The 17,259-nt window shown below is 72.3% G+C and carries 13 protein-coding genes; 7 read left to right on the top strand and 6 right to left on the bottom strand.

Features of this window, described 5'->3' with window-relative positions; all coding sequences use genetic code 11:
* Positions 1-79 precede the first annotated feature (79 nt).
* Together OG392_RS13445 and OG392_RS13440 are read left to right on the top strand one after the other, a co-directional pair.
* Positions 80-1,048 (top strand): EamA family transporter, encoded by a 969-nt coding sequence (locus OG392_RS13445; protein ID WP_329278967.1) that lies wholly within the window; start codon positions 80-82, stop codon positions 1,046-1,048.
* Positions 1,045-1,608: an AAA family ATPase gene (locus OG392_RS13440; protein WP_329278965.1), complete on the top strand. Its 564-nt coding sequence runs from the start codon at positions 1,045-1,047 to the stop codon at positions 1,606-1,608. The genes OG392_RS13445 and OG392_RS13440 overlap by 4 nt, the downstream gene beginning before the upstream one ends.
* 62 nt (positions 1,609-1,670) lie before the next feature.
* Here the strand turns inward: OG392_RS13440 and OG392_RS13435 are convergent, their stop codons facing one another.
* From OG392_RS13435 to OG392_RS13425, 3 genes are all read right to left on the bottom strand, one after another.
* Positions 1,671-3,956, bottom strand: a complete 2,286-nt coding sequence (locus OG392_RS13435) for a S9 family peptidase (protein WP_329278963.1) — start codon at positions 3,954-3,956, stop codon at positions 1,671-1,673.
* Between the two features lie 68 nt (positions 3,957-4,024).
* On the bottom strand, positions 4,025-4,696 hold the full coding sequence (locus OG392_RS13430) for a DUF4097 family beta strand repeat-containing protein (protein ID WP_329278961.1): 672 nt from the start codon (positions 4,694-4,696) through the stop codon (positions 4,025-4,027).
* Positions 4,697-5,489: 793 nt separating this feature from the next.
* Positions 5,490-6,536, bottom strand: a complete 1,047-nt coding sequence (locus OG392_RS13425) for a LacI family DNA-binding transcriptional regulator (protein WP_329278959.1) — start codon at positions 6,534-6,536, stop codon at positions 5,490-5,492.
* Between the two features lie 110 nt (positions 6,537-6,646).
* On the opposite strand from OG392_RS13425, the gene OG392_RS13420 reads away from it, so the two are divergent.
* The 3 genes from OG392_RS13420 to OG392_RS13410 are packed head-to-tail and all read left to right on the top strand — an operon-like array spanning position 6,647 to position 9,764.
* A complete protein-coding gene (locus OG392_RS13420; RefSeq protein ID WP_329278957.1) occupies positions 6,647-7,798 on the top strand; it encodes a Gfo/Idh/MocA family protein in 1,152 nt (383 codons plus the stop codon).
* The gene (locus tag OG392_RS13415) at positions 7,795-8,964 is read left to right on the top strand and encodes a dihydrodipicolinate synthase family protein (RefSeq protein WP_329278955.1); all 1,170 of its coding nucleotides are present in this window, start codon (positions 7,795-7,797) and stop codon (positions 8,962-8,964) included. The genes OG392_RS13420 and OG392_RS13415 overlap by 4 nt, the downstream gene beginning before the upstream one ends.
* Complete coding sequence (locus tag OG392_RS13410; RefSeq protein ID WP_329278952.1) at positions 8,961-9,764, top strand: sugar phosphate isomerase/epimerase family protein; 804 nt, start codon at positions 8,961-8,963, stop codon at positions 9,762-9,764. The genes OG392_RS13415 and OG392_RS13410 overlap by 4 nt, the downstream gene beginning before the upstream one ends.
* Before the next feature lie 123 nt (positions 9,765-9,887).
* On the opposite strand, the gene OG392_RS13405 is transcribed toward OG392_RS13410, so the two are convergent.
* Complete coding sequence (locus OG392_RS13405; RefSeq protein WP_329278949.1) at positions 9,888-10,358, bottom strand: DUF937 domain-containing protein; 471 nt, start codon at positions 10,356-10,358, stop codon at positions 9,888-9,890.
* A 142-nt stretch (positions 10,359-10,500) separates the two neighbouring features.
* Here OG392_RS13405 and recD2 point away from each other — a divergent pair, with 142 nt between their 5' ends.
* Both recD2 and OG392_RS13395 read left to right on the top strand, forming a co-directional pair.
* Positions 10,501-12,732: an SF1B family DNA helicase RecD2 gene (gene recD2, locus OG392_RS13400; RefSeq protein ID WP_329278947.1), complete on the top strand. Its 2,232-nt coding sequence runs from the start codon at positions 10,501-10,503 to the stop codon at positions 12,730-12,732.
* A 179-nt stretch (positions 12,733-12,911) separates the two neighbouring features.
* The gene (locus OG392_RS13395) at positions 12,912-14,201 is read left to right on the top strand and encodes a citrate synthase (RefSeq protein ID WP_329278945.1); all 1,290 of its coding nucleotides are present in this window, start codon (positions 12,912-12,914) and stop codon (positions 14,199-14,201) included.
* A gap of 384 nt (positions 14,202-14,585) precedes the next feature.
* Here the strand turns inward: OG392_RS13395 and OG392_RS13390 are convergent, their stop codons facing one another.
* Together OG392_RS13390 and OG392_RS13385 are read right to left on the bottom strand one after the other, a co-directional pair.
* A complete protein-coding gene (locus OG392_RS13390; protein ID WP_329278943.1) occupies positions 14,586-16,835 on the bottom strand; it encodes a heavy metal translocating P-type ATPase in 2,250 nt (749 codons plus the stop codon).
* A 71-nt stretch (positions 16,836-16,906) separates the two neighbouring features.
* On the bottom strand, positions 16,907-17,131 hold the full coding sequence (locus OG392_RS13385) for a heavy-metal-associated domain-containing protein (RefSeq protein WP_329278941.1): 225 nt from the start codon (positions 17,129-17,131) through the stop codon (positions 16,907-16,909).
* Positions 17,132-17,259 lie beyond the last annotated feature (128 nt).

Genomic DNA, 17,259 nt, shown 5'->3' with positions numbered 1-17,259 from the left:
GTGGATGAAGCATTACTACATCCCATCATGAAGGAACCCGTGCTGGTGCTACACGGTCCGCGCGGCCATGCTCGATCGCATGCGCCCCGCCCACCTCGCCCTCGCCGCCCTGGTCGCCGCCGTCTGGGGAGTGAACTTCGTCGTCATCGAGATCGGCCTCGACCACTTCCCGCCGCTGCTCTTCTCCGCCCTCCGCTTCCTCGCCGCCGCCCTGCCCGCCGTCTTCCTGGTGGGCCGGCCCACCGTGGCCTGGAGGTGGATCATCGCGGTGGGACTCGTCCTCGGCGTCGCCAAGTTCGGGCTCCTCTTCACGGGCATGGACCTCGGCGCCCCCGCCGGGCTCTCCTCCCTCGTCCTCCAGGTCCAGGCCGTCTTCACCGCCCTCTTCGCCTTCGCCGCCCTCGGCGAACGGCCCGGCCGCCGCAAGCTCGCGGGCATGGGGGTCGCCCTGGTCGGCATCGGCGTGGCCGCGGCCGAGGAGGGCGGGGCCGGGTCCCTCGTCGGCTTCGCCCTGGTGATCGCCGCCGCGGCCTGCTGGGGCGCCTCCAACGTCCTGACGCGCAAGGCCTCCCCACCCGACGCGCTCAACTTCATGGTCTGGGTCAGCGTCGTGCCCGTCCTGCCGCTGCTCGGCCTCTCCCTCCTCCTGGAGGGCCCCGACCGCGACCTCGCGGCCCTGCGCGGGCTCGACTGGACCGGCGTCGGCGTCATCGTCTACGTCGCCTGGATCACGACCGTCTTCGGCTTCGGCGCCTGGGGCTGGCTCCTCCGCCGCCACCCGGCCTCCTCCGTCGCGCCCTTCTCCCTCCTCGTGCCCGTCGTCGGGATGTCCTCGGCCGCGCTCGTCCTGGGCGAGGGAGTGAGCCCGGCCCGCTGGTGCGCGGCGGCACTGCTCGTCGGGGGAGTGGCCCTGACGTCGTTCACGCCGGGCCGACGGGCCGCCGCGACCCGTAACCCCGTGGCGGCGCCGGAGCCCGTGGCCGTATCGTCGACCGGCCGTCCGCTCGGCGCGGCGGACCACGCGATCAGCCAGGAAGGGCCCCTATGACCTTCGAGGACATCACCGTCGACGCCCCCGTGCCCGCACCCGCGGCCGTGCTGCTCTCCGGCATCCCCGGCAGCGGGAAGTCCACCGTCGCGGCCGCTCTCGCGGCCCGCTTCGCCCGGGCGGCGCACATCGAGGTCGACGGGCTCCAGTCCCTCATCGTGAGCGGCTGCCACTGGCCGACCCCGGACGGCGACCCGGAGGCGGACCGCCAGATCCTGCTGCGCGCCCGCAACGCCTGTCTCCTCGCCGGCAGCTTCGCCGCGGCCGGCTTCCTTCCGGTCCTCGACGACGTGGTCGTCCGCCGCTCCCACCTGGACCACTACCGCGCCCACGCGAAGGGGGCCGACCTCCGGGTGGTGATCCTCGCCCCCGGCCCCGACAAGGCCTGGGAACGGAACAACGCCCGGGACAAGCGCCTGACGACCGACTGGGCGTTCCTGGACGAGGCGATGCGCGCGGAGCTGTCGGACGAGGGCGTCTGGATCGACAACGCGCACCTGACCGTGGCGGAGACGGTGGACGCGGTGCTGGCGGCAACGGGCCTCACCCCGGAGAAGTAGCCCGTCGGACTCCCACGGGGGTGGGGTCCGACGGGCCTTCGTCCGTCTCCGCGGCGTCGTGGTCAGGCGAACATGTCGGCGAGCAGCTCGGGGCCGATCACGATGGTCGCCGGGCGGTAGGCGGGCGGCCGCGTGCCCATCAGCTCACGGACCAGGAAGTCCCAGCAGCGGGTGCGGACATGGGCCAGGCAGTCGATGAAGGTGTGCTCGGCGCCGGGCACCACGTGCAGTTCGAAGTCCTTGCCGGCGGCGAGCAGCCGGTCGGCGAACCGCAGGGTCTGCTGAGGGTGGACCTGGTCGTCCATGTCGCCGTGGACGAGCAGCAGTTTTCCGGCCAGCCGGTCGGCGAGGCCCAGGTTGGACGTACGGGCCCAGGCCGCGGGGTCGTCCGCGCCGTCGTAGGACTCGACGAAGCCCGCGTTGAACGAGCGGGCGTCGTGCGAGCCGGAGAGGGCGGCCCCGGCCTTGTACGTCCCGGGGAAGTCCAGCATCGCGCGGGCGGCGGCGAACCCGCCCCCGGAGTGACCGAAGACGCCGACCCGTTCCAGGTCCATCCACGGCCGGGTCTCCGCCAGTTGGCCGAGGGCCGCGACATGGTCGGCCAGCGAGCCCGCGTCGGCCAGGTGGCCGAAGGAGGCGTCGTGGAAGGCCTTGCTCCGGCCCGGAGTGCCCCGGCCGTCGAGGGCGATGACCACGAAGCCGAGTGCCGCGAGGGGTTCGGCGTCCAGGCCCATGCCGCCGGGGTCGAAGCACGGCGCGACCCGGTTGACCTGCGGGCCGGGGTAGAGGTTGTCGATCACCGGGTAGGACCCGGCCGGGTCGAAGTCCCGCGGCCGGTACAGCACCCCGTAGACGTCGGTCTCGCCGTCGGCCGCCTTGACGCGGAAGCGCTCCGGCGCGGTCCACCCGGTGGCGGCGAGCCTGGTGATGTCGGCGCGCTCCAGCTCAACGAGCACGCTTCCGGCCCAGTCGCGGACCGTGATGACGGGGGCGGTGTCGACGGTGGACGCGGAGTCGATGAAGTACTCCTGGCCGTAAGGGCCTTCCGGCAGGGTGACGATGTGGTCGAGCGTGTCGTCGGTGAGCCTCGTGAAGCCGGTGCCGTCCAGGCCGACCCGGCACACCGTGCGCCGGTACGGGTCCTCGTCGACGAGCCCGGAGGCCGTGAAGTACACGACCCGCGCGGCCTCGTCGACGCGCAGGATCCGCCGGACCAGCCACGGCCCCGAGGTGACCTGGCCGAGCAGCTCGCCGGTGTGCAGGTCGTAGCGGTAGAGGTGGCCCCATCCGTCGCGCTGGGAGAACCACAGCACCTCGTCGGCGAGCACCCGTACGAGGGGCGGCTCGGTCATCCACTGGTTGGGCTCCACCCGGGTCTCCCCGGCCTCGCGGATCACGGTGGTGACCTCGCCGGTGACCGGGTCGAGGCGGTTCAGGGAGAGGGAGTGCTGGTCCCGGGGCCGGGCGAGGAAGTGGACGGCGGAGCCGTCGGCGGCCCACCACGCCCACTTCACGGTGATCGGCGACACATGGGTCATGATCAGCGGCTCCGTGTCGGCGCGGACCACCGTGCCCTCGGCGACGTCGAGGACGACCAGTTCGGCCAGCGGCAGATGCTCGTCCCCGGCGTACGCGAACGGCTGGCTGTGCAGGCGGGGCGCGCCCCCGTCGGCGGGCAGCGCCTCCACGAGGTGGGTGGTGCGTACCTCGCGCTCGTCCGTCCGGTGGGCGAGGACCTTCGTCGAGTCCGGAGACCAGGCCACCGCGGGCGGCAGATACGGTACGCCGAGCTTGCGCAGCAGGGTGGAGTTGCCGGTCGCGGCGGGGCCCGGACCGTAGGCGTGACCGGGTGCGCCGTCCGTGGTCAGAGGCCACTCGCGGCCGTCGGACAGCGAGCGGGCCCACAGGTCGTGCCCCCGCTGGGACACCGCGGACTTCCCGTCGGGCGACGTCACGTCCAGCGGGTTGCCCGGAGCGGCGAACTCGGCCGGCTCGCAGACGTAACGGGTGAGATCGCAGCGCCAGTACGCGCCGAAGGCCACGAACATGACCGCGTTCCCGGCCGTCTCGATGCCGAGGAAGGGCAGGGCCTCGGGGTCGACCGGCCGGCCGGCGGCGGTGGCGAGCGAGGCGGCCAGCCGGGCGTGGTCGAAGGCCGGCTCCCGCGTGCCGGCCGCCGGGTCGACCAGCACGAACCGCCTGCCGTCCCCGTCGCTCACCGCGTACCGGAAGCGGGCGCCGCCGTCGATCCACTGCGGCCTGACCTTGTCACCGACGACGAGCTCGCCGGGGCGGGCGGGACGACGGAGGAGCTGCTCGGCGGCCTGGTAGTTCTGAGTGGTGCTCATTCTGCTTGTCCGTCCTCGGAGTCGGTCGACGAAGATCGTGGAGCCGGGTGCGCACCGGCGGGGGCGGTTCAGAGGCTGCGGGCGGTGATGTCGCCGTACGAGGTGGTGGCGTGGATGTTCAGACCGGCGGCGGCGCCGTCGGTGTTGGTCAGGGCGTTGTGGACGCGGCCGTAGGCGGTGCCGGCGTTCAGGGTGGCGGAGACGCCGTGGGCGGCGCCGACCTCGATCGCGCCGGATTCGGTGCGCAGCACGACCGTCCCCCGGGTGGCCTCCTCGACACGGAGGTCACCCTGCTGGGTGCTGATCTCCGCGGGGCCGCCGAGGCGGCCGACCGTGATGTCGCCGGCGAGCAGGCTGAGCCGGGCGCCCTCGGTCTCGTCGAGCCTGACCGTGCCCTGAGCGCCTTCGACGGTGACGTCGCCGAGGCGTCCGACACCGCGGATCTCGGCGGCGGCGGTCTTCGCCTCGACGCGGGAGCCGGACGGGAGCTGGACGGTGACCTCGACCGAGCCGGAGTCGCCGAGGATCTTGTTCTTCGCGGGGGCGGCGGTGATCCGCAGGACGCCGTCGGCGAACTCGACGCCGACCTCTTCGGCGGCCTTCACATCGTTGCCCTTGGCGGCGTTCGCGGGGCGGATGTCGACGGTGGCGTCGGCGCGGTCGGCGGCGATGAGCTGGATGCGGCCGGCGGGGATGTCGAGGACGGTGGTGATGGCGGCGGTGGTGGCGAACTTCTGCATGTCTCTTCTCCTTCTGGGGGCGGTCCCGCTTTCGGTCCCGCCGTTTCCGATGAGGGAAAAGCTACGTTGCGTTCATGAAGCTGGCAACATGCTCGTTGCATGAAATGGCCATAACTGCAGGTAGATTAAGGAATTTCGTTGCAACGGTTTCAAGGCTAATGCAACGTTCGGGGTGTTGCTCGTTGCAATGAACTGGGGGTGAACGCACTGCGGGGCCGCAGGATCCGATGGAGGGCCCCCGCCCGCGCCGAAGCCGCGACCCCGGGTGCCTGTCGGGCCACCCGATCGCCCACGCGGACGTCCTGGCGCCGGCCGGTGTTCTCGCCCGCGCGGATGTCGCGGTGCTCGTCGGCGCCCCGGCCCACGTCGGTGTGCGCGTGCTCGTCGACGTCTTCGCCCGCTCGGGCGGGCTCACGCTCGTCGGCGACCGGGAGGATCGTCGAGGCGCGACGGGGCCGGGCGCCTGCTCCCGCGCCTGCCGGGCCACTCGGTCCCGGTGGCGGACGCCCGGCGACTCCTCGTCGACTCCCCGCGGCCTGCCCGGCCGGTCGCCCTTCGCGGCCTTCGGCCGCAAACCCCCGCGCCCGTCTGGCCACTTGGCCCTCGCGTGGCCCCCGGCCGCAGTCCCGTCCGCAGACGCCCGCGGGCCTTCCCCCTGTCCGTACCCCGGTAACTCGCGGCCGTGCGGCGGTACTCGCTCCCCCCGGCGACCGGCCCCTCCCCGGCCCACCTCGACCCGGCCCCGCGGGGTCCGACGCCCCTCAGGCTCCGGCGTCCCGCAGGCTCCGGGCGGCTACTTCCTCGGCCGCCCCGTGGATCCCCGTACCACCAGCTCCGCCGGGACGCGGGCCAGGCCGCCCGTCGGGGGGTCCTCCGTGCCCATCGCCAGGCGGCCCGCCCGTATCCCCGCCTCGTGCAGCGGCAGGTGGACCGTCGTCAGGGACGGGACCGCGTCCACCGAGAACGGGAGGTCGTCGAAGCCCGCCACGGACACGTCGCCCGGGATCGACAGGCCGCGTTCCCGCAGGGCCGCGCAGACGCCGAGCGCGACGGTGTCGTTGGCGGCGACGACGGCCGTGAGGTCCGGGTCGCGGTCGAGGAGTTCGGCCGTGGCCTCGTAGCCGGCCTGTCGGGTGTAGGCGCCGTGGACCGTCGGCCCCTCCGCGGCCCCCGCCGCCGTGAGCGCCGCCCGGTGGCCCTCCAGGCGGTGCCGGGTCGTCGTCCGGTCGGCCGGGCCGGCCGCGTAACCGATGCGCCGGTGGCCGAGTTCGAGCAGGTGCTCGGTGAGGCGCCGCGCGCCGCCCCGGTTGTCGAAGACGAGCGCGGCCGCGTTCGCGTCGCCGGTGACCGGCGGGCGCCCGCAGAGCACGACCCGGGTCCCCGCCTCCGCCAGCTTGGCCAGCTTGCCGGTCGTCGCCGCCAGGTGCTCGGGGTCCTCGATGGAGCCGCCCATGAGGATCACGGCCGCGGCCCGCTGCCGCTGCAGCAGGGTGAGGTAGGTCAGCTCGCGCTCGGGGGAGCCGCCGGTGTTGCAGACGACCGCGAGCTTCTCGCCGCCGCCGCGCCCCGACCCGCTCTCCCCGATGGCGCTCTGCGCCGCGCTCGCCATCACCCCGAAGAACGGGTCGGCGATGTCGTGGACGAGGACGCCGACCAGGTCGGAGGTGGCTGCGGCGAGTGAGCTGGCGGGCCCGTTGAGGACGTAGTCCAGTTCGTCCACGGCCCGCAGGACCCGCTCGCGGGTCGACTCGGCGACCGGGTAGTTGCCGTTGAGGACGCGGGAGACGGTGGCGGGCGAGACCCGTGCGCGAGCGGCCACGTCCGCCAGGGTGACGGTCATCGTGTGCGTACCTCCAGGGCCTTGTCGACGGCGATGTCGGCAGGCTAGCGTCATCGCCGATGGAAAGCGCTTTCTATCGAAGCGCGGAACACCGGGGAGAGGAACCTTTCGTGACACGCAGGACAGTCCGCATCGCCATGAACGGCGTCACCGGACGCATGGGACACCGCCAGCACCTCGTCCGTTCGATCCTCGCCCTGCGCGAACAGGGCGGCCTCGACCTCGGCAACGGCGAGACCCTCTGGCCCGAGCCGGTCCTCGTCGGCCGCCGCGAGGCCGCCCTGCGTACGCTCGCCGAGCGCCACGGCCTCACCGAGTGGTCCACCGACCTCGACGCCGTCCTCGCCGACGACACCGTCGACATCTACTTCGACGCCCAGGTCACCTCCGCCCGCGCCGAGGCGATCACCAAGGCCGTCCACGCCGGGAAGCACATCTACACCGAGAAGCCCACGGCCGCCGACCTCGCCGGTGCCCTCGCACTCGCCCGGCTCGCCACCGAGAAGGGCGTCAAGCACGGCGTCGTCCAGGACAAGCTGTTCCTGCCGGGCCTGCTCAAGCTCAAGCGCCTCATCGACGGCGGCTTCTTCGGCGAGATCCTCTCCGTGCGCGGCGAGTTCGGCTACTGGGTCTTCGAGGGCGACTGGCAGGACGCCCAGCGCCCCAGCTGGAACTACCGCACGCAGGACGGCGGCGGCATCGTCGTCGACATGTTCCCGCACTGGGAGTACGTGCTCCACGAGCTGTTCGGCCGCGTCACCTCCGTCACCGCCCAGGTCGCCACCCATGTCCCGCGCCGCTGGGACGAGCAGGGCAAGCCGTACGAGGCCACCGCCGACGACGCCGCCTACGGCATCTTCCAGCTGGAGGGCGGTGCCATCGCCCAGATCAACTCCTCCTGGACCGTCCGCGTCAACCGCGACGAACTCGTCGAGTTCCAGGTCGACGGCACCCACGGCTCCGCCGTCGCCGGACTGCGCAACTGCCGCGTCCAGCACCGCTCGGCGACCCCCAAGCCCGTCTGGAACCCGGACATCCCGGCCACCGAGCCCTTCCGCGACCAGTGGCAGGAGGTCCCCGACAACGCCGAGTTCGACAACGGCTTCAAGGCCCAGTGGGAGCTGTTCCTGCGGCACGTCGTCCTCGACGAGCCCTACCACTGGGACCTCCTCGCCGGCGCCCGCGGCGTCCAGCTCGCCGAACTCGGCCTCAAGTCCGCCGCCGAGGGCCGCCGCCTCGACGTCCCGGAGGTGAGCCTGTGATCCGCCTGCCCGAGATCGGCGGCGGCGTACGGGAGTACGCGCCGCGCACCGAGCCGCGGGCCCTGAACGGGGGCGGCCCCCTGGTCTCCCGGACGGTCTTCTCCGCCGCCCACGTGGTCGCCGACCCGTACGCCGACACCACACCCGACTCGCCCGCGGCGGTCGACTGGGACGCCACCCTCGCCTTCCGCCGGCACCTCTGGTCCCACGGCCTCGGGGTCGCCGAGGCCATGGACACCGCGCAGCGGGGGATGGGCCTCGACTGGACAGGGGCCGCCGAACTGATCCGCCGCAGCGCGGCCGAGGCGAAGGCGGTCGGCGGCCGGATCGCCTGCGGCGTCGGCACCGACCAGCTCACCGGAGCGGACCGGGTCGCCGGCCCCGCCGGCCTCGCGGCGGTCCGCAAGGCGTACGAGGAGCAGCTCGCGCTCGTCGAGGAGACCGGCTCCCAGGCCATCCTGATGGCCTCCCGCGCCCTCGCCGCGACGGCGTCGGGCCCGGAGGACTACCTCGACCTGTACGGCCACCTCCTCCGCCAGGCGAGCGAACCGGTGGTCCTCCACTGGCTCGGTTCGATGTTCGACCCTGCGCTCGACGGGTACTGGGGCTCGGCCGACCTGGACACCGCGACCGAGACGTTCCTGGAGGTCATCGCCGCGCACCCGGACAAGGTCGACGGCATCAAGGTCTCCCTCCTGGACGCCCGGCGCGAGGTCGAACTGCGCCGCCGCCTCCCGGAGGGCGTGCGCTGCTACACGGGCGACGACTTCCACTACCCGGAGCTGATCGCCGGCGACGAACAGGGCTTCAGCCACGCCCTGCTCGGTATCTTCGACCCCCTGGCGCCGCTCGCGGCGGAGGCGGTACGCACGCTCGACACGGGCGATGCGAACGGATTCCGTGCCACTCTCGACCCGACGGTCGCCCTGTCCCGGCACCTCTTCGAGGCACCGACCCGCTTCTACAAGACGGGCGTCGTCCTGCTGGCCTGGCTGGCCGGCCACCAGGACCACTTCACGATGGTCGGCGGCCTGCACTCCGCCCGCTCGCTGCCGCACCTCGCGAAGGCGTACGAACTGGCGGACGGCCTGGGCCTGTTCCCCGACCCGGAGCTCGCGGAGGCGCGCATGCGCGCCCTCCTGACGGTCCAGGGAGGCCTGCGATGAACCTCGACCGTTTCAGCGTCAACCAGATGACGGTCAAGCAGCTGTCGCTCCCCGACCTGGTCACCCACTGCGTCCGGCTCGGGGTCCGGGGCGTGGGCCTGTGGCGCGAACCGGTCCAGGAGTACGGCGTGGAGGCGGCGGCCGGCCTCGTACGGGACGCGGGCCTCACGGTCACCACCCTCTGCCGCGGCGGCTTCTTCACCTCGGACGGCTGGGAGGCGGAGAACAGGGCGGCGATCGACGAGGCGGTCACGCTCGGCACGGACACCGTCGTCCTGGTCTCCGGCGGCCTCACCCCCGCCTTCCCTGACCTGCTCTCGGCCCGCGCCCGCATCACCGAGGCCATCGGCACCCTGGCCCCCTACGCGGGCGAGCGCGGGATCCGCCTGGCCGTCGAGCCCCTCCACCCCATGTACGCCGCCGACCGCTGCGCGGTCTCCACCCTCGACCAGGCGCTGGCCGTCGCGGAGCACTTCCCGCCGGAGCAGGTGGGCGTGGTGGTCGACACGTACCACCTCTGGTGGGACGACCGGGCCCCGGCGGCGGTGGAACGCGCGGGTGCGGCGGGCCGCATCCACTCCTTCCAGCTGGCCGACTGGACCACCCCCCTCCCGGCGGGTGTCCTGACCGGCCGGGGCCAGCTGGGCGACGGCGCGATCGACCTCCGGGCCTGGGCGGACCTGACGGAGAAGGCGGGCTGGACGGGCCCGGTGGAGGTGGAGATCTTCAACGACGCCCTGTGGGCGAGGGACGGTGCCGAGGTCCTGGAGGAGACCTTGGAACGGTTCCTGGAGATCTGACGGACGAGGCCCGGCGGCGCCGTGCGTGAGCTGTCACTCGCCCAGGCGCCGCACGTCCTGCTGCTCGACCTCTGAGGGGTGCTGTGCGGACGGGTGCCCCGGCCGTCGCCGAGGCGTGCGGCGTTACCGGCGGCCCCCGCCCAGGAGGTCTCCCAGGCCGTCCGCCGCCGCGCCGCCCGTCTTCCTCGTCGCCGCGCGCTTCGTCATGACCGCGAGGACCACCGGGACCAGGATGTCGACCGCCCGGGTCGCCGTGGCCGCCGGGATGCCCGTCCTCTTCGCGATCGCGTGGGCCGCCGGGCGGGCCAGCCGGCCCAGGACCCCGGCCATGAGTCCGCCTGCCGCCAGGCCGCCGAAGCCCGCCACGCCCTGCAGCGGGGGCTCCGCCGAGGTCACCTCGTCGACGGCCGCGCGGACCTCGTCCGCGCTGGACGGCTCGGCCGCCGCCTGGCGCAGTTCTCCGGAGAGTTCGGCCACCGAACCGCCCACGACCTCCCGCGCCCCCGCGGGGTCCGTGCCGAGCAGCCCGGCGATCTCCTGGAGCCTGTCGTCGCCCAGCTCGTTCAGGACGTCGTCCTCGAAGGATGCACTCATGCCGAAAACGCTACGACCTGCCCTGTTCGCCGGCACGCCGAGACCGCCGTGGGGGAGGTCTCCCGTCCGTGCCCGGGGCCCCGGAAGGGGAGCCGTCCACAGGACCTCCCGCGGTGTCCGACCGGTTCGCTACCTTCGGGTCATGTCCAACGAAGGTCGCGGGCCGGGGTCGGCCGTGCTGGAGGGGGTCCTGGAGCGGATCACCTACGCCAACGAGGAGAGCGGGTACACGGTCGCCCGTGTCGACACCGGGCGTGGCGCCGGGGACCTGCTCACCGTGGTCGGCGCGCTGCTCGGGGCGCAGCCGGGGGAGTCGCTGCGGATGGAGGGCCGTTGGGGCTCGCATCCGCAGTACGGCAAGCAGTTCAGTGTCGACAACTACACGACACTGCTTCCCGCCACGATCCAGGGCATCCGCCGCTATCTCGGCTCGGGTCTCGTCAAGGGCATCGGCCCCGTCTTCGCCGACCGCATCACCCAGCACTTCGGCCTGGACACCCTCCAGATCCTGGAGGATGCCCCCGGCCGGCTGATCGAGGTCCCGGGCCTGGGCCCCAAGCGCACGCGGAAGATCACCGCGGCCTGGGAGGAGCAGAAGGCGATCAAGGAGGTGATGGTCTTCCTCCAGGGCGTCGGCGTCTCCACCTCCATCGCGGTCCGGATCTACAAGAAGTACGGGGACGCCTCGATCTCGGTCGTGCGGAACCAGCCCTACCGGCTCGCCGCCGATGTCTGGGGCATCGGCTTCCTCACCGCCGACAAGATCGCCCAGGCCGTGGGCATCCCCCACGACAGTCCCGACCGGGTGAAGGCCGGACTGCAGTACGCCCTCTCGCAGTCAAGCGACCAGGGGCACTGCTTCCTCCCCGAGGAGCGGCTGATCGCGGACGCGGTGAAGCTCCTCCAGGTCGACACCGGGCTGGTCATCGAGTGCCTCGCCGAGCTGGCGGAGGACCCCGAGGGGGTCGTACGGGAGACGGTGCCGGGCCCGGAGGGGACGCCCGTCACCGCCGTGTACCTGATCCCCTTCCACCGGGCCGAGCTGTCGCTCGCCGGGCAGCTCCGGCGGCTGCTGCGGGCCGAGGAGGACCGGATGCCGGGCTTCCGGGACGTGGCCTGGGACAAGGCCCTCGCCTGGCTCGCGGACCGGACGGGGGCCTCGCTGGCGCCCGAGCAGGAGGAGGCCGTCCGGCTCGCGCTCACCCGGAAGGTCGCCGTGCTCACCGGCGGCCCCGGCTGCGGCAAGTCGTTCACGGTCCGCTCCATCGTGGAGCTGGCCCGCGCCAAGAAGGCCAAGGTCGTCCTCGCCGCCCCCACCGGCCGGGCGGCCAAGCGGCTCGCCGAGCTGACCGGCGCGGAGGCCTCCACCGTCCACCGGCTCCTGGAGCTCAAGCCGGGCGGCGACGCGGCCTACGACCGGGACCGGCCCCTCGACGCGGACCTGGTCGTGGTCGACGAGGCCTCCATGCTCGACCTGCTCCTGGCGAACAAGCTGGTCAAGGCGGTGGCACCCGGGGCCCATCTGCTGCTGGTGGGGGATGTGGACCAGCTTCCGTCGGTCGGCGCGGGCGAGGTCCTCGGCGATCTGCTCGCCCCGGGGAGCCCTGTACCGGCGGTCCGGCTGACCCGGATCTTCCGTCAGGCCCAGGAGTCCGGCGTCGTCACCAACGCGCACCGGATCAACGCCGGCACCCCGCCGAAGACCGAGGGCCTGCCGGACTTCTTCCTCTTCGTCGAGGAGGAGACCGAGGACGCGGCCCGGGTCGCCGTGGATGTCGCGGCCCGGCGGATTCCCGCCAAGTTCGGCCTCGACCCCCGCCGTGACGTGCAGGTCCTCGCCCCCATGCACCGGGGCCCGGCCGGCGCGGGCTCGCTCAACGGACTGCTGCAGCAGGTCATCACCCCGGCCCGTCCCGACGTTCCGGAGAAGCGGTTCGGCGGCCGGGTCTTCCGCGTCGGCGACAAGGTCACTCAGATCAGGAACAACTACGACAAGGGGGCCAACGGCGTCTTCAACGGCACCGTCGGTGTCGTGACGCAGCTGGACCTCGTCGAGCAGAGGCTGACCGTGCGGACGGACGAGGACGAGGAGGTGCCGTACGACTTCGACGAGCTGGACGAACTCGCCCACGCGTACGCGGTCACGATCCACCGTTCGCAGGGCAGCGAGTATCCGGCCGTGGTGATCCCGGTCACCATGAGTGCCTGGATGATGCTGCAGCGCAACCTGCTCTACACGGCCGTGACCCGCGCGAAGAAGCTCGTGGTCCTGGTCGGCTCCCGGCGGGCGATCGCCCAGGCGGTCCGCACGGTCTCCGCAGGCAGGCGCTTTACCGCACTCGCGTTTCGGCTCACAGGGACGGCCCTCGTGTGAAAGATCACGGAGGACTACCGGAACCGGGGCGAAGGGGGCAGGATATGAAGGTTGGCGGCACTGAGTGCCGCCGATTGGCCCAATGGTCGACCCCGAGTGCACTCTCCTGAGCCAAATGGGGGATGGTAGAGACAGTCAGGGCACCTCGAAGAAGAGGCACTACGTCGGTGAGGGATGACGTGAGCGACAACTCTGTAGTACTGCGGTACGCGGACGGTGAATACACCTACCCGGTGGTCGACAGCACCGTCGGTGACAAGGGCTTCGACATCGGGAAACTCCGAGCCCAGACCGGTCTGGTCACCCTGGACAGCGGATACGGCAACACAGCCGCCTATAAATCCGCGATCACCTACCTCGACGGTGAGCAGGGGATTCTGCGGTACCGCGGTTACCCCATCGAGCAGCTGGCCGAGCGCTCCACCTTCCTTGAGGTGGCGTACCTGCTGATCAACGGTGAGCTGCCCAAGGTCGACGAGCTGGCGACCTTCAAGAACGAGATCACGCAGCACACGCTCGTCCATGAGGACGTCAAGAACTTCTTCCGCGGTTTCCCGCGGGACGCCCACCCGATGGCGATGCTGTCCTCGGTGGTCTCCGCGCTGTCCACCTTCTACCAGGACAGCCACAACCCGTTCGACGAGGAGCAGCGTCACCTCTCCACGATCCGGCTGCTCGCGAAGCTGCCGACGATCGCGGCGTACGCGTACAAGAAGTCGATCGGCCACCCGTTCGTCTACCCGCGCAACGACCTGGGGTACGTCGAGAACTTCCTGCGCATGACCTTCTCGGTCCCCGCGCAGGAGTACGACCTGGACCCGGTCGTCGTCAACGCGCTCGACAAGCTGCTGATCCTGCACGCGGACCACGAGCAGAACTGCTCGACCTCCACCGTGCGTCTGGTCGGTTCCTCGCAGGCGAACATGTTCGCCTCGATCTCCGCCGGCATCTCGGCCCTGTGGGGCCCGCTGCACGGTGGCGCCAACCAGTCGGTCCTGGAGATGCTCGAGGGCATCAAGGCCAACGGCGGCGATGTCGACTCCTTCATCCGCAAGGTGAAGAACAAGGAGGACGGCGTCCGCCTGATGGGCTTCGGCCACCGGGTGTACAAGTCCTTCGACCCGCGCGCCAAGATCATCAAGGCGGCGGCGCACGATGTCCTCTCGGCCCTCGGCAAGTCCGACGAGCTGCTGGACATCGCGCTCAAGCTGGAGGAGCACGCGCTCTCCGACGAGTACTTCGTCTCGCGCAACCTCTACCCGAACGTGGACTTCTACACGGGCCTCATCTACCGCGCGATGGGCTTCCCGACCGAGATGTTCACCGTGCTCTTCGCGCTCGGCCGGCTGCCCGGCTGGATCGCCCAGTGGCACGAGATGATCAAGGAGCCCGGCTCCCGCATCGGCCGCCCGCGCCAGATCTACACGGGTGAGGTCCTCCGCGACTTCGTCCCGGTCGAGGCCCGCTAGCCCTTCGGCTCGGACGCCCCTCGCGAAAAGAGGAAGCGCCCCGCCGTCGATCCCCCCACGGGTCGACGAGCGGGGCGCTTCCCATGTCCCGGTGCGGATTCCCCCCACGGGATCCGGGCCGGGCGTCTGCGGGTGTCGCAGCAGCTGTGCGGGTCGGCGCGACGCGGTCTGCCGGGGTACGTACGGGAGGGCCGCTCAAAGCTCCCCGGTGCACGTGCCCCGGCCAACGCTTGCCTGGAACGTCCCCCAAGACATTCCATGAACGTCCCCCAAGACGTTCTCGGCATCGCCCACTTAGACTCGCGAACAGCCCAGATGGTTACCCCCCAATATCTGTGATCTAGGTCTCCTTGTGAAGGTCCTGTGCGTCACGCGTGGGTGAATTCACGTGAAGCGGCGGAGACGAAGGCTGTTGGATACGACGAAGACGGACGAAAAGGCCATGGCCAGGCCCGCGATCATCGGGTTCAGGAGTCCGGCCGCCGCGAGCGGCAGCGCCGCCACGTTGTAGCCGAACGCCCAGCCGAGGTTGCCCTTGATCGTCGCCAGGGTGCGGCGGGCGAGCCGGATCGCGTCGGCCGCGACCCGCAGGTCACCCCGTACCAGGGTCAGATCGCTCGCCTCGATCGCCGCGTCCGTGCCCGTTCCCATCGCCAGGCCCAGGTCCGCCGTGGCGAGGGCCGCCGCGTCGTTGACCCCGTCGCCGACCATCGCGACCGTCCGGCCCTCCGCCTGGAGCCGACGGACGACCTCCGCCTTCTCCTCGGGCAGCACCTCGGCGATCACCTCGTCGATGCCCACCTCCGCCGCCACGGCCTCCGCCACCGCCCGGTGGTCCCCGGTGAGGAGGACCGGCCGCAGGCCGAGGCCGCGCAGCCGGGCCACGGCCTCCGCGCTGGTGTCCTTGACGGTGTCCGCGACGGTCAGGGTGCCCCGGGCGACCCCGTCCCAGGCGACGTGGACGGCGCCGGGCTCCGCTCCCGCCGGCACGTCGACGCCCTCCGCCGTCAGCAGCGCGGCGCGGCCGACGAGGACCAGCCGGCCGTCGACCGAGCCGCGTACGCCCAGCCCGGGGACGTTCTCGAAGGTCTTCGGCACGGGGAGCTCCCCGCAGCGCTCGACGGCGCCGGCCGCGACCGCGCGGGCCACCGGATGCTCGGAGGAGTGCTCCAGGGCCCCGGCCAGCCTCAGCAGTTCGGTCTCGTCGGCGGCGTCGGTGCCGTACTTCCCGCCGTGGACGCGCACGCCGGCCAGCCGCATCCGGCCCGTGGTGACCGTGCCCGTCTTGTCGAGGACGATCGTGTCGACGCGGCGGGTGGACTCCAGGACCTCGGGGCCCTTGATGAGGATGCCGAGCTGGGCGCCGCGTCCGGTGCCGACCATCAGCGCGGTCGGGGTCGCGAGGCCCAGCGCGCAGGGGCAGGCGATGATCAGGACGGCGACGGCGGCCGTGAAGGAGGCCGTCGGGTCGTCGGTCAGCAGCAGCCAGGTGACGAGGGTGCCGAGCGCGAGGAGCAGCACGACCGGCACGAAGACGGCGGAGATCCGGTCGGCGAGCCGCTGCACCTCGGCCTTGCCGTTCTGGGCGTCCTCGACGAGCTTGGCCATCCGGGCGAGCTGCGTGTCGGCGCCGACGCGGGTGGCCCGGACGACGAGCCGTCCCGAGACGCTGACGCAGCCGCCGGTGACCTCGCCGCCCGCGGTGACGTCGAGCGGCAGGGACTCGCCGGTGAGCAGGGAGGCGTCGACGGCCGACGCTCCCTCGGTGACGGTGCCGTCGGTGGCGATCTTCTCCCCGGGCCGTACGACGAAGAGGTCGCCGGTCCGCAGCGCGGCGACCGGCACGCGTACCTCCGTTCCCCCGCGCAGGACGGCCACGTCCTTGGCGCCGAGTTCCATCAGGGCCCGGAGCGCCGCGCCCGCCTTCCGCTTGGCGCGTGCCTCCAGATAGCGGCCGAGGAGGATGAAGGTGACGACTCCCGCCGCGACCTCCAGATAGATCGCGGAGGAGGCCTCGGAGCGGTCGACGGTCAGGTCGAAGCCGTGCCGCATGCCGGGCATGCCCGCGTCGCCGAGGAAGAGGGCCCAGAGCGACCAGCCGAAGGCGGCGAGGGTGCCGACCGAGACGAGGGTGTCCATGGTGGCGGCGCCGTGCCGCAGGTTGGTCCAGGCGGCGCGGTGGAAGGGCAGCCCGCCCCAGACGACGACGGGGGCGGCGAGGGTGAGGGAGAGCCACTGCCAGTTGTCGAACTGGAGGCTCGGGACCATGGCGAGCAGGACGACGGGCGCGGAGAGCAGGGCGGAGACGAGGAGCCGCTGCCGGAGGGAGGCGAGCCCGGGGTCCCGCGCGGGCTCCCGCTCCTCCGGTACGGCGGTCGGCTCGGGCTCGGGCGGGGGCGGTTCCTCCGCGGTGTAGCCGGTCCTGACGACGGTGGCGATCAGCGCGTCGACCCCGACCTCCGGGGGGTGTTCGATCCGCGCCTTCTCCGTGGCGTAGTTGACGGTCGCGGTCACCCCGTCCATGCGGTTGAGCTTCTTCTCGACGCGGGCCGCGCACGAGGCGCAGGTCATCCCGCCGATCGTCAGCTCGGTGACCGCTGCGTCGACGGGGGGTGCGGTGGTGCCGGAGGTCATGTGCGGTTCCAAAGGGGAGCAGGGCCGTACCGGTAACGGTACGGCCCTGCGGGGTGTCGGCGGGGGAGCGGTCAGACCAGCTCGTAGCCGGCCTCGTCGACGGCGGCGCGGACGGCCTCCTCGTCGAGCGGGGCGGCGGAGACGACGGTCACCTGTCCGGTGGAGGCGACGGCCGTCACCGACGAGACGCCGGGGAGCCCGGAGATCTCGCTCGACACCGCGCCCTCGCAGTGGCCGCAGGTCATGCCCTTGACCTGGTAGACGGTGGTGAGGTCGGTCTTCGTCTCTGCGGACATGGCGTTCTCCTCGTGGGTTCAGGGCCGTACACCACCAGATTATACCCCTAGGGGGTATTAATCCACTCGGTCCCGGCCGCGCCGCGCCGGTGGGCGGCCGCCGGAGCCGCCGACCGCCGACGGGCGAC

The organism is Streptomyces sp. NBC_00691, assembly GCF_036226665.1.
GTDB lineage: Bacteria > Actinomycetota > Actinomycetes > Streptomycetales > Streptomycetaceae > Streptomyces.
The sequence above is the reverse complement of the archived record's forward strand: the minus strand, read 5'-3'. Positions and strand labels throughout refer to the sequence as shown.

Excerpts from the sequence above, each read along its gene's own strand:
- OG392_RS13445 (WP_329278967.1), top strand. The coding sequence starts at position 80 with ATGCGCCCCGCCCACCTCGCCCTCGCCGCCCTGGTCGCCGCCGTCTGG.
- OG392_RS13440 (WP_329278965.1), top strand. The coding sequence starts at position 1,045 with ATGACCTTCGAGGACATCACCGTCGACGCCCCCGTGCCCGCACCCGCG.
- OG392_RS13435 (WP_329278963.1), bottom strand. The coding sequence starts at position 3,956 with ATGAGCACCACTCAGAACTACCAGGCCGCCGAGCAGCTCCTCCGTCGT.
- OG392_RS13430 (WP_329278961.1), bottom strand. The coding sequence starts at position 4,696 with ATGCAGAAGTTCGCCACCACCGCCGCCATCACCACCGTCCTCGACATC.
- OG392_RS13425 (WP_329278959.1), bottom strand. The coding sequence starts at position 6,536 with ATGACCGTCACCCTGGCGGACGTGGCCGCTCGCGCACGGGTCTCGCCC.
- OG392_RS13410 (WP_329278952.1), top strand. The coding sequence starts at position 8,961 with ATGAACCTCGACCGTTTCAGCGTCAACCAGATGACGGTCAAGCAGCTG.
- OG392_RS13405 (WP_329278949.1), bottom strand. The coding sequence starts at position 10,358 with ATGAGTGCATCCTTCGAGGACGACGTCCTGAACGAGCTGGGCGACGAC.
- recD2 (WP_329278947.1), top strand. The coding sequence starts at position 10,501 with ATGTCCAACGAAGGTCGCGGGCCGGGGTCGGCCGTGCTGGAGGGGGTC.
- OG392_RS13390 (WP_329278943.1), bottom strand. The coding sequence starts at position 16,835 with ATGACCTCCGGCACCACCGCACCCCCCGTCGACGCAGCGGTCACCGAG.
- OG392_RS13385 (WP_329278941.1), bottom strand. The coding sequence starts at position 17,131 with ATGTCCGCAGAGACGAAGACCGACCTCACCACCGTCTACCAGGTCAAG.